6 protein-coding genes and 1 pseudogene are annotated in these 12,390 nt (G+C 57.6%); all 7 read left to right on the forward strand.

The features are described 5' to 3' along the window. Positions 1 to 219 precede the first annotated feature (219 nt). A complete protein-coding gene (locus tag HMPREF2674_RS07840) occupies positions 220 to 2,796 on the forward strand; it encodes a RelA/SpoT family protein (protein WP_246826204.1) in 2,577 nt (858 codons plus the stop codon). 401 nt (positions 2,797 to 3,197) lie between these two features. Then, positions 3,198 to 4,823: a type I restriction-modification system subunit M gene (locus HMPREF2674_RS07845; RefSeq protein ID WP_070825363.1), complete on the forward strand. Its 1,626-nt coding sequence runs from the start codon at positions 3,198 to 3,200 to the stop codon at positions 4,821 to 4,823. Positions 4,824 to 4,825: 2 nt separating this feature from the next. Beyond that, positions 4,826 to 5,983, forward strand: coding sequence for a restriction endonuclease subunit S (locus HMPREF2674_RS07850; protein ID WP_084824464.1), 1,158 nt, complete (start codon positions 4,826 to 4,828; stop codon positions 5,981 to 5,983). A 193-nt stretch (positions 5,984 to 6,176) separates the two neighbouring features. Then, complete coding sequence (locus tag HMPREF2674_RS07855; RefSeq protein ID WP_070825364.1) at positions 6,177 to 9,569, forward strand: type I restriction endonuclease subunit R, EcoR124 family; 3,393 nt, start codon at positions 6,177 to 6,179, stop codon at positions 9,567 to 9,569. A gap of 547 nt (positions 9,570 to 10,116) precedes the next feature. Next, on the forward strand, positions 10,117 to 10,365 hold the full coding sequence (locus HMPREF2674_RS07860) for a hypothetical protein (RefSeq protein ID WP_070825365.1): 249 nt from the start codon (positions 10,117 to 10,119) through the stop codon (positions 10,363 to 10,365). A 347-nt stretch (positions 10,366 to 10,712) separates the two neighbouring features. Continuing rightward, complete coding sequence (locus HMPREF2674_RS07865) at positions 10,713 to 11,426, forward strand: DUF6318 family protein (protein WP_070825366.1); 714 nt, start codon at positions 10,713 to 10,715, stop codon at positions 11,424 to 11,426. A gap of 484 nt (positions 11,427 to 11,910) precedes the next feature. After that, a pseudogene (locus tag HMPREF2674_RS07870) lies at positions 11,911 to 12,390 on the forward strand (peptide ABC transporter ATPase); the annotation flags it as partial.

The following is a 12,390-nucleotide window of genomic DNA, read 5'->3' on the forward strand; positions in this document are numbered from 1 at the left end:
CGGCTCCCCTTTAGCGTGCCCGGTTTAGCCTACCCGGGCGTGTGCGGTTGGGGCGTGTCAAAACGCCGCATAGTTTGGTGCCTTCCGGGCCGCTGGGTACGATAAGAGTAGAAGAAGCTGTGCGCCCGCGTGTGAGCCAGCCAACCGGCCCGGTGGTAGCTTTCAACGATGAGGAACCCGAGCGTGCGGCTGATTATCGTGAGCCCGAAGGAGCCTGGAATGAGTGCAGAACCTGCCGTGAACGCCAACGCTGAGACCCCCGCGCCGAACGAGGCTGCCCAGGTGAAGCCCTCCCAGCCCGCGCCGAATCGGGCCGAATCTAAGCGAGCCGCGGCTGACCAGAACACCGCAGCGCATCCTGCTGCGGAAGCCGAGGACAAGCCTGCGGTTCGCCCCGCCGGCCCGATTCCCCTGCCCGAGCCGGATGCATCCGTCGCGAAGAAGCACCGCGGCTCGCACCGCGTCATGGCTGCCGGTGGGCGCAGGCCGAACCGCCTGGTCTTCGGCGGCCGCACCACCATGCAAACCTCCGACGCGAACGGCGAAACGATTCACTTCTCGCCCATGATCGCGCCGGTCGTGCGCGCGGTGCGCCGCTACCACCCCGACGAGGATATCCGCGTGCTGCAGCGCGCCTACGAGGTGGCGAACCACTACCACGAGGGCCAGAAGCGTAAGAGCGGCGACCCGTACATCACCCATCCGGTGGCTGTGACCGCGATTCTTGCGGAGATGGGCGCGACCGGCCCCGTGCTCGCCGCCGGCCTGCTGCACGACACGGTGGAAGACACCGACTACACGATGGAGCAGCTCACCGAGGAGTTCGGCGAGGAAGTCGCCTACCTGGTCGACGGCGTGACCAAGCTGGATAAGATGACGTACGGTGAGAACGCCTCCATCGAGACGATTCGTAAGCTCGTGCTGTCCATGAGCAAGGACATTCGCGTGCTGCTCATCAAGCTTGCCGACCGCCTGCACAACGCCCGCACCTGGCGTTTCGTGCCGCAGGCTTCCGCCGCGAAGAAGGCGGAGGAGACCCTGAAGATTTACGCGCCGCTCGCGCACCGCCTGGGCCTGAACACGATCAAGTGGGAGCTGGAGGACCTCTCCTTCGCCGCCATGAGCCCGGAGATTTACGCCGAGATGGTGCGCATGGTCGGCGAACGCACCCCCGCGCTCGAAAAGTTCCTGAACGAGGCGCGCACCAAGATTACGGAGCGCCTGTCACAGGTTGGCATTGAGGCGACCGTGACCGGCCGCCCCAAGCACTACTATTCGATTCATCAGAAGATGAAGACGAAGGGCCGCAGCTTCGACGAGATTAACGACATTCTCGCGGTGCGCATCATGGTTGAGGAAGAGGCGGAATGTTACACCGTGCTCGGCCACGTGCTGTCCCTGTGGCCGTCGATGACGGGCCGTTTCAAGGACTACATTAAGAACCCGAAGAACAACAACTACCAGTCGCTGCACCTGACCGTGTACGGCCCGGGCAACCTGCCGCTTGAGATTCAGATCCGCACGTACAAGATGCACGAAGAGGCTGAGTACGGTGTGGCTGCGCACTGGCGTTACAAGGCGGCATCGCGCGGCGAGAAGGTCGCACCTCGCGCAGGTGCACCCGCGAAGGATCCGCAGGAGCCGAGCACCCAGACCTCGGCGATGATGAACGTCGGCATCCTGCAGTCTATTGCCGAGATTTCGAACTCCAACCCGGAGTCGGAGAAGTTCTACGAGTCGCTCGCTGACACCCTCGACACCGACGAAATCGTGGTTCTCACCCCCAACGGCGAGGCAATCGCCCTGCCCAACGGCTCCACCCCCGTGGACTTCGCCTACGCCATCCACAGTGAGGTCGGCGACCGTACCGTCGGCGCGAAGGTCAACGGCCGCCTCGTGCCGCTGCACACGGTCCTGCCCACCGGCGCCACCGTGGAGATCATGACCACGAAGAACGAAGACGCCGGACCCAGCGAGGACTGGCTGAAGTTCGTTCGTTCCTCACGCGCTCGCACGAAGATTCGCCAGTACTTCGCGAAGGAACGCCGCCTGGAGGCGCTGCTCGCCGGCCGTGAGATGCTCACCAAGAGCATGCGCAATAGCGAGCTGCCGCTGCAGAAGATGATGAGCCCGGAGATTATGACTCAGGTGGCTCAGCTGCTGCACAAGAACGATGTGGCGTCGCTGTACCGTGCGATTGGTGAGCACGAGATTGCGCCGAAGCAGGTCATTGACACCCTCGTTGAGGTGCACCGCGGCGACGAGCCGGCACCCGAGGTTGAGGTCAGCGACTTTGATGAGACGCTGCTGAAGTCGACCCGCAAGGCGATTGGCGATAACGGCGTGATTGTGCCGGGTGCTGAGGGTGTGCTGACGAAGATTGCGCGCTGCTGCACCCCGGTCCCGCCGGATGACATTATCGGTATTGTGACCCGTTACAACGGTATTTCGGTGCATCGCCGCGACTGCCCGAACATGCGTAATGCTGACGAGGAGCCGCGCGTGACGACGGTCGAGTGGGCGTCTTCGCCGTCCGCTACGTACCGCGTGCAGATTCAGGTGGAGGCCCTGGACCGTAAGGGCCTGCTGAGCGATCTGATTCGTGCGATCTCAGAGTCGGGCGTGAACATTCTGGATGCGCGCGTGCACACTTCGGAGGATCGTACCGTGGTGGACCGCTTCGCCCTGGAGCTGGGTGACCGCTTCATGCTGGAGCACGTGCTGAACGTGGTCCGTAACGTTGCTGGCGTGTACAAGGCGTACCGCCTGACTGGCGCGAAGCCCTCGGAGGCGTAGGCTCTTTAGAAATATCCTTCATGTGTTGATTTTTGGGTGCTGGTTTTTGTACTCTTGAGTTAACCGTTCGGCCCGCTACTCTTGATGGAGTAGACGGGCCGGATTTCTATTTTCTGGTCTTTACGTTGAGAAGCCACATGTGTTCAACACATGTGGCTTCTCGCCGTTAAGCGGGTTGGGTTCCATAATGACGAACCGGCGAGTGCGGGGTCTGGGGAAGCCGTATACTGAAAGAGTTCGCGCTGCCGGGTACGAAACGGCTTGTGGAAGCTATGAACGCTCCCACCGAGTAAGGCATCTAAACCGGCGCTGGCGCATGTGTACGACCGGGACCGTACGGGTCCCGAACTTTTGACGTTTCTTCGACTAGAAACGATAACTAATGAGAGGTTGACCGCCCTATGACAACGCAGTCTACGGATTCTTCCGCTACCACTGACGAGCACCGTAACCGCAACGCGGAGCGTGCGCAGTTGCACTCCACGATTTGGCGTATTGCGAATGACCTGCGCGGTTCGGTGGACGGCTGGGACTTTAAGCAGTACGTGCTGGGTATGCTCTTCTACCGTTATCTCTCTGAGAGCCAGGTGCGCTTTGTGGAGAAGAAGTACGGTCTGGACCAGGCTTTTGAGCAGATTCCTGATGAAGCTTTTGATGAGGATACCCGCCGCATGCTGGTGGAGGAGCGCGGCTTCCTGCTGCTGCCTTCGCAGCTGTTCTCTGTGGTGCACGCGAAGGCTCGTCAGGATCAGAACCTGAACGAGACCCTTGCGAACGTGTTCAAGGCGTTCGAGGAATCGGCGCGCGGTACCGAGTCTGAGGATAACGTGAAGGGCCTCTTCGACGACTTTGTGCTGGACTCCAATAAGCTGGGTGTGAGCCCGGCGGCTCGTCACGAGAACCTGCTCAAGCTCATGGATGCTGTGGCAGACATGAACTTGGATAAGGGCTACGAGGACAGCGAGAACGACGCTTTCGGCGACGCCTACGAGTACCTGATGGGCATGTACGCGGCGAATGCGGGTAAGAGCGGCGGCGAGTACTACACTCCGCAGGAGGTTTCGGAGCTGCTGGCGAAGATTGCCATGGATGGCCGTGATGCCGATAAGATTCGTACCGTGTATGACCCGGCCTGTGGTTCGGGTTCGCTGCTGTTGAAGGTTAAGCGTGAGCTGGGTAAGAACTCGGACGGCCTGCGTTTTGTGGGCCAGGAGATTAACCTGACGACCTATAACCTGTGCCGCATGAACATGATGCTGCACGGTGTGCCGGTGGATGATTTCAGTATTGCGCACGGTGATACTCTGATTGACCCGAAGCACCGCGGTGGTGCGGGCGGCGATTTTGAGGAGCCGTTCGGTGCGATTGTGTCTAACCCTCCGTATTCGACGAAGTGGAAGGGTGATGATGACCCGACCCTGATTCACGATGACCGTTACGCCCCGGCGGCTGTGTTGGCGCCTAAGTCGAAGGCTGACCTGGCGTTCACTATGCATATGCTGGCGTCGCTGGATGAGGCGGGTACGGCTGCGATTGTTGAGTTCCCGGGCGTGCTGTACCGTGGCGGTACGGAACGTAAGATTCGTGAGTACCTGCTGAAGCAGAACGTGGTGGATGCTGTGATTCAGCTGCCCGCCAACCTGTTCTACGGTACGAGCATTGCGACCTGCATTCTGGTGTTGAAGAAGGGTCGTCGCAATGATCATTCGGTGCTGTTCGTGGATGCTTCGCAACTCTTTGATAAGGGCACGAACCAGAACATTCTGGGCAAGGCGCACCGTGAGAAGATTCTGGATGTGCTGGCGGCTCGTGAGGAGCGTGAGCATTTCTCGGCGCTGGTTCCGGTGGAGAAGCTGCTGGAGCAGGAGGCGAACCTGGCGGTGTCGAGCTGGGTTGAGCCGGAGGATACCCGTGAGCGTGTGGATATTGTTGAGCTGAATTCTCGTATTGAGAATATTGTGGCTCGTCAGGCTCAGTTGCGCGTGGAGATTGACGCTATTGTGGCGCGACTGGAAGGCGGCGAGTAGTCGTGGCGGAAGTGACGAATTATATTGACCGCCTGGTGGCTGAGCTCTGCCCGGACGGGGTGGAGTACCGCCCGCTGGGTGAGCTCCTTGGCTATGAGCAGCCGACGAAGTACCTTGTGTCGTCTAAGGACTATGACGACTCGTACCCTACGCCGGTGCTGACTGCGGGTAAAACGTTTATTCTCGGTTATACGAATGAGACCGAGGGCATTTACCCTGCATCTAAGGAAGAGCCTGTCATTATTTTTGATGACTTTACGACTGCCTTTAAATGGGTTGAATTCCCGTTTAAAGCTAAGTCGAGTGCTATGAAGATGCTGACTTTGAAGAGTGGAAATAATTCACTTTTTAAGTATGTCTATTATGCGATGCAGTGCATTGTGTATAACTCGTCTGACCATGCTCGACAGTGGATTTCTAAGTATTCGAATATCGAGGTTCCTGTTCCGCCGCTGGAGATTCAGGAAGCGATTGTTGAAATTCTCGACAAATTCACGAACCTGGAAGCGGAGCTGGAAGCGGAGCTGGAAGCGCGTACTCTGCAATACGGGTACTACCGTAACTCACTCTTCGAAGCCCTCGACTGCCCCCGCGTTCCTCTGGGTTCTCTGGGAACCCGTAACAAGGGAATTGCTATCACTGCATCGAAGATGAGGACTCTTGAACCCGGTAATAAGGACGTCAGAATCTTTGCAGCTGGTTCTACATTTGTAGATACGGATTCATCATTCATTCCTGACAAGGGAATTTTGGAAGGTCCTGCAATCATTGTGAAATCTAGGGGTCATATCGGATTTGAATACTACGAGGGTAGATTTACTCATAAAAATGAGCTCTGGTCGTATTCTCTGACCTCCAATCTCGTGGAACAGAAGTTTATTTATTACTATCTTTTGACTCAGGCCTATTCCCTGCATGAACTTGCGCGAGGAAAGTCTGTGAAGCTCCCTCAGCTTGCCGTCAAAGATACTGATGAATTGCTTGTCCCTGTTCCCTCTCTGGAAGAGCAGCAGCGCATTGTCGATATTCTCGACCGCTTCGACGCCCTAACCAGCAGCCTCTCCGAGGGTCTACCCGCAGAGCTCGCCGCGCGTCGCAGCCAGTACGAGTACTACCGCGACCAGCTACTCACCTTCCCCCGCAAGGGCGAAAACCAGTAGCCAGCCGCGCATCAAACTGCGCATCACGCGCGAACCCCGTGCAGGGGTAGTGGTCACCCACCACCCCTGCACGGGCCGCTAGACTTCAACCACATACCTCAACCACACTCAACAGGCCAAACTCAACTGGCCGAGCTCACCAACCCCGAGCCCAACCATCCACACACTCAACCCCTACGCAAAGGAGCACCCCGTGGAAACCGTACCCAACCACCCCCGCCCCACCGAAGGACGCACCGAAAGCATCCTCAGCTCAGACGACTTCACCGTCATTGCCAAGCTCAAGGGAACTGGCCTCTACAAGGAATGGAAGGCCCAGCACAAAAATAAGCGTGAGCACCAGAGCGAAGCGCAGCTCGAATCCGAACTCATCGAAACCCTCAAAACCCAGGGCTACGACTACCTGCCGCGCCTCACCGACGAAGCCGCACTCATCCGCAACCTGCGTGAACAGCTCGAACGCCTCAACACCCGCCCCGAAGAAGGCGCCTACGGCCCCAACAGCGGCTTCCACTTCACCGACGAAGAATTCAACCGCCTACTCACCGAACACATCGCCCGATCCAACGACGGCATCCTCGAAAAAGCAAAGCTCATCCAGGAAGAACGCTTCATCGACTTCCGCCTCGAAGACGGCACCCTGCGCAACATCATGCTCATCGACGCCGCCTACCCCGCACGCAACCACATGCAGGTCATCAACCAGTACCGCGTACCCGCCCCCAACGGCAAAGTACTCAACCGCTACGACGTGACCATCCTCGTCAACGGCCTGCCCCTCGTACACATCGAACTCAAGAAGCGCAACGTGAGCATCCGCGAAGCCTTCAACCAGATCGAACGCTACCAGAACGAAGGCTTCCAGCAGGACCAGCACCGCCTCTTCGAATACGCCCAGATCTTCGTCATCAGCAACGGCTTCGAAACCAAGTACTACTCCAACACCGTGCGCCACAAGCACGTCGAAGACCAGCAGAAAGCCGGCCGTAAGACCGACTCCGGCGGCTCCGCAGGCAAGAGCTTCGACTTCACCAGCTACTGGTCAGACGAACAGAACAATCGAATCAACGACCTAATCCTCTTCGCGCGCACCTTCCTCACCCGCCACACCCTCGCAAACGTCCTGACCCGCTACTGCATCTTCACCGTAGGCCAGGACCTGCTCGTCATGCGCCCCTACCAGATCGCGGCAACCGAAAAAATCATTAAGCGCGTCGAAATCGCCAACAACAACCCCAAACTCCTCGGCACCAAAGAAGCCGGCGGCTACATCTGGCACACCACCGGCAGCGGCAAGACCCTCACCAGCTTCAAGACCGCACGCCGCCTGGCAGAAACCGGGCTCGTCGACAAGGTCATCTTCGTCGTGGACCGCAAAGACCTCGACTACCAGACCATGCTCGAATACAACAACTTCCAGGCAGACTCCGTCAGCTCCACCGGCAGCACCCGCGAACTCAGCGAACGCCTCGCCGACCGCGGAACCAACATCGTGGTCACCACCATCCACAAGCTGTCCAACCTCATCACCGCCGACTCCGAACACCCCGTCTACGGCCAGCGCGTAGCCATCATCTTCGACGAATGCCACCGCTCCCAGTTCGGCCGCATGAACACCGCCATCAAGAAGCACTTCAAGAAGTACAGCATGTTCGGGTTCACCGGCACCCCCATCTTCGAAAAGAACTCCGCAGGCGGCCCCGGCACCACCACCGTCGAAGTCTTCGGCGACTGCCTGCACACCTACACCGTCGTTGACGCCATCAACGACAAGAACGTGCTGAAATTCCACCTGGAATACACCAACACCAGCCCCCACTTCGCCGAACTCGAAGAAACCTCCTACGCAGAAGAAATTGCCGCCGAACGCGCCGAAACCCCCGACGCGAAGGAACTCGAAAAGTTCGCAAAGAGCAAGGAAGTACTCGAAAGCCCCGAACGTATCGAAGCCGTAGCCACCTACATCCTGGACAACTACGACCGCAAAACCAACCAGAGCGCAGCCACCAGCTACGACATCAAAAAGACCCGCACCATCAACGGCGTCACCGAACACTACGTACAGCGCGTGCGCGGCTTCAACTCAATCCTGGCAACCTCCTCCATCGAGGCCGCCTGTACCTACTACGACACCCTCAATACCCTGCAAGAAGAGCGCATCGCAGACGGTACCCTGCGCCCCGAACAGAAGCTCAAGGTCGCCATCATCTACTCGCAGGGCAACGGCGGGCAGCTCTTCGACACCTTTGGCGAAGAAGAAAACTTCACCTTCGCTACCGAAGGCACCGGCAGCCGCATGGACGGCTTCCTCGAAGACTACAACACCATGTTCGGCACCAACTTCAGCACCGACGGCGACTCCTTCGACAACTACTACAAGGACGTCTCCCGCCGCATGAAGGTACGCGAACTCGACCTGCTCATTGTCGTGAATATGTTCCTGACCGGCTTCGACTCCAAGACCGTCAACACCCTCTGGGTCGACAAGAACCTGAAGATGCACGGCCTGGTGCAGGCATACAGCCGCACCAACCGAATCCTCAACTCGCTCAAGCCCTCCGGCAACATCGTGTGCTTCCGCGACCTCGAACAGGCCACCAAGGACGCCTTCACCCTCTTCGGCGACACCGAAAACAGCAGCGGCCAGTCCGCCCTCGACATCGCGTTCACCCGATCCTACAAGGAAGCCTACGCCGCATACGATAAGGCCGTATCTGAACTGCGCGAAGAATTCCCCATCGACGAGGGCGGATCCATCACCGTGGACACCACCGAAGACAAGGCCCGCTACATCGAGGTCATGAACAAGGTGCTTGAACTGCAGCAGGAACTGCGCGTGCACGACGAGTTCATCCGCGACGGCGGCAACGAACTCATCAGCGACTACGACATGCAGGGCTACACCGGTGTCTACAACGACATCTACGAAGAAGCCCGCGAACTGCGCCGCGAACAGGAAGAAGCGAAAGAAGGCGCCGACAGCGAGGGCGACGGCGAAGAAAAGCCGACCGGAGTTGACCTGTTTGACCGCGTATCCTTCCTGACCGAACTGGTCAGGCAGCAGGAAGTCGGTGTGCTCTACATCCTGGAGCTCGTCAAGGCAGCCCGCGCCGCACGCCACGGCAAGGCGGCAGGGGAGAGCGGCACCTCCGAAACCGCGCAGGACAGCGTGGAGCACTTCCGCGACCGCGTGCGCCTCGCAATTCGTAACGACGCCGACCTGCGCGAAAGCGGCGATATCATCGAGGACTACTTCGACACCTACCTGAACGAGTCCGAAGACCACGACGTGCAGGAACACTTCCACCACTACGTGACCGACCGCCGCACCCGCGAAGAAGACACCATCGTGAAGGACGAAGAGCTGGACTCCGCAGAGACCCAGCGCGTCGTCAACCGTGCACTCAAGGAAAACCGCCGTACCATCCCCGGCAAGATCAGCCGTCTGGTCAAGGGCAAGATCTCGCTCTTCGGCGGCAAGCTCGGCGGTGCGAAAACCGAGGACGCAGCAACCAAGGCGAAGCGCGTGAAGCAGAAGCTGGAGAAGCACATTGTCCGCTTCATGCCGTTCCTCGGCGGAAACTAACCCGCGGTTATTTGCCGTAGTTAGAGGTAATCGGCGGTAATACCCCGCCTAGAGGTAATCCGCCCAGAAGCCACATGTGTTTCGAAAAGCCACTTCTTTGGTGGCCTCTCGAAACACATGTGGCTTCTCGCCGTTTATGGGGGAGGGCCGGTATCGGCACGGATCTACGCTGCTGGGCAGCTCCTCTGCCCGGTGCCGATTTTTGGTAATGACTTAGCGTCTTTGGCAATGGTTAAAACCCCAGCCCAAAGTCACTAACCCATGGTCGAAGTCCGTAACCCATGACCGAATTTTCCGTCCGGTGTATGGGAGGCGGGGCAACGGCACACAGGAGGCAAGCCCGTCCGCACCTAATCTTCCGCGCGGCGGGGGAGTTTGGCAGGGGGAGTGCGCCTCCAGAACATCCCTCGTCGCACAATATTTTTTGTGTATTTTCTTCGGCGCGGGGTGGTGCATCCCCTTATCTTGTCAGGGGTGCCCCGTACCTTGGTGGTAGAGAACAATGACGCGTTCTCATTCCTCCATCGAACGACCAAAGGAGAAACCCATGTACACGGATGGCTACTACAGCGATGAAGACTTCCGCACCTTCTGCTCCGGTCAGGACGCCGCCAACATCGACGACTTCTTCACTGACAACGGCGAATACCTCATGGAACACCTGCCCGAAGTCACCGACCGCGAGTTCCTCGCCGGCCTCTGCTACGGTAACCGCTGCGATGCTCTCTGCCAGAGCGGATACGCCTTCGACGAGGCAGAAGACGCCCTCCGCGACATGTACGCGCTCGCCGTCTGAGCCGGGATGCGGCGGAGCCGCCGGGGGAGTAGGGTCCTGCATTTTGACGGTGCGATGGCCTGACAGAAGTGGCTTCGTTGCCGTAAGAGTATAGGCATCGTTGCGGTAGGCAAATGTTGTTTGATAGCGAAAATAATGTATTGCGGTTTTTTGACTGTCATAAACCGCAAAAGAGTGCAAACATGGCTAAATTTCCTGTAGGGTGGTTCTGGGACTCATAGTGATGCGCCGGTGCATTGATAGCGTAGGAAACCTCGTCTGGTCGCTTTTGGATACGTTGATGTATCTAAAGAAAGCTTCTCGACTAGTACATATACACACCATCACCGACGATTGGAGCACCCCTAATGGGACCTGAATCCGTTTTGACCCGCCGTGCGCTGCTGAGCGGTGGCGCACTATTCAGCCTGACCGGCCTGCTGGCGGCATGTGGCCAGCAGGCAAATAACGAGGCGGCAGCCACCGCATCTGCCGTGCCGAGCGAGTCGCCTTCGGCTTCCGCGGCAGCGTCTGAGTCGCCTTCGGCAAGCGCTACCCCGTCTACTGTCCGCGGCTACTCTGGACAATCCAAAGCCCCCGACGGTGAATACCGTAAAGCTGACGGCTACGGTCCTGCCCAGAACGTCCCTAAACCTAATGCTCCTGAAGAGGGCTACCGTGAGAAGTCTGTTGAAGGTATCCGTAAGACGATGGACGCTTGGGTTAAATGGACTAATTATGGAATTCAGGTAGGCGATTTTACGGAATCCCGAAAGTATATTTCCAGCGATTTTACGGAGGAACTGGAAGGGTATAAGAGCTTTGAGGATTTGTATAAGCGCGGTGGTTGGATTATTGATGGCATTGACAACTATGTTGCTGATGGAAATCCGTGGTCTGAGGATGGGGAAACCTATTTTTGGAAGGCATATCGCGAGTGGAATTATATAACTCTTGTGGAGCCTACTGGCGAGTGGCACAGAGACGTCAATATCCAGAAGGATAACGATACGTGGAAGTTTGAGTTTAAGTACTCCGATTCTTCCTGGAAGATTGTTGGCTGCGAACAGGTAGATGACTAATATGCGTACTTTACGAAAAGTCACTTACACTGCTGCTATTGCTCTCTTACCCGTTTTAGAATGCGTATCGGGAGCTAACGCATATGTTGTTACTACCTCCTGCTCTGAAACTTCCGCTAAGGTATGTCAAGTCGAAGTCAAAAAATCGACTACGCGACGAGGAACCGATGGACATCACGATGGACACGGAAATTCTGGTGTCGCTGACCAGGAAATTCAGCAACAATATACTTATTCCACAGTAAATCAGGGAAATGGCGTAAAAGTTACCTACGCCAACGAAAATCCCAATATTATGTCATGCACAACCAAAGACGGAAGAATAGGAACATTCAAGTTCACAAATATGTCGCTTGAATCTGGCATTCCTGTAGATCACGGAAGTCCTCGAAGCCCTTCCTCTGCTAGTTGCATTCCCAACAATACCCGCACCCTCACCAGTGCCGACAGCCCAGGTCCCACCGGCCCGACCTACGAAGAAGTCATGGAGGAAATCCGCCACGCTGCAAAGTCGCTAGAACCAGGTAAGCCGACCCTGCATCAGTCCTATAACAACCCCGCAGGCACTGGCCGAGCAGAAGGCGACCCCAACGTCTACAAGGGCGATCAGATCAACTTCTACGTCGATGACGGAGGCCCCTACCGCCTCGAAGCAGACATGCTCGCCGGACACGTCGAAATTGAGCTCATGCCCTCCTCCTATGTCATCGAGTACGGCAATGGTGATACAGATACCAACTACACCGCAGGCAAACCGGTCACCACCTACCCTCGTGAGCGTCCGAGGCAGACGGATACCAGCTACGCCTACAAGCGTTCGGGTAACTTCCACGCGTACGCGACCGTGCACTACACGGCTCGTTTCCGTGTGGATGGTGGCCCGTGGCAGATGATGGAGGTGACTCCGCAGGCGACCAGTGATCCGTTGCTGGTGCGTGTGTGGTGGGTTGATGTGGGACGCGTC

The organism is Rothia sp. HMSC062F03 (assembly GCF_001836905.1).
In the GTDB taxonomy this organism is placed as follows: Bacteria; Actinomycetota; Actinomycetes; order Actinomycetales; family Micrococcaceae; genus Rothia; species Rothia mucilaginosa_A.

Excerpts from the sequence above, each read along its gene's own strand:
- HMPREF2674_RS07860 (WP_070825365.1), top strand. The coding sequence starts at position 10,117 with ATGTACACGGATGGCTACTACAGCGATGAAGACTTCCGCACCTTCTGC.
- HMPREF2674_RS07865 (WP_070825366.1), top strand. The coding sequence starts at position 10,713 with ATGGGACCTGAATCCGTTTTGACCCGCCGTGCGCTGCTGAGCGGTGGC.
- HMPREF2674_RS07845 (WP_070825363.1), top strand. The coding sequence starts at position 3,198 with ATGACAACGCAGTCTACGGATTCTTCCGCTACCACTGACGAGCACCGT.
- HMPREF2674_RS07840 (WP_246826204.1), top strand. The coding sequence starts at position 220 with ATGAGTGCAGAACCTGCCGTGAACGCCAACGCTGAGACCCCCGCGCCG.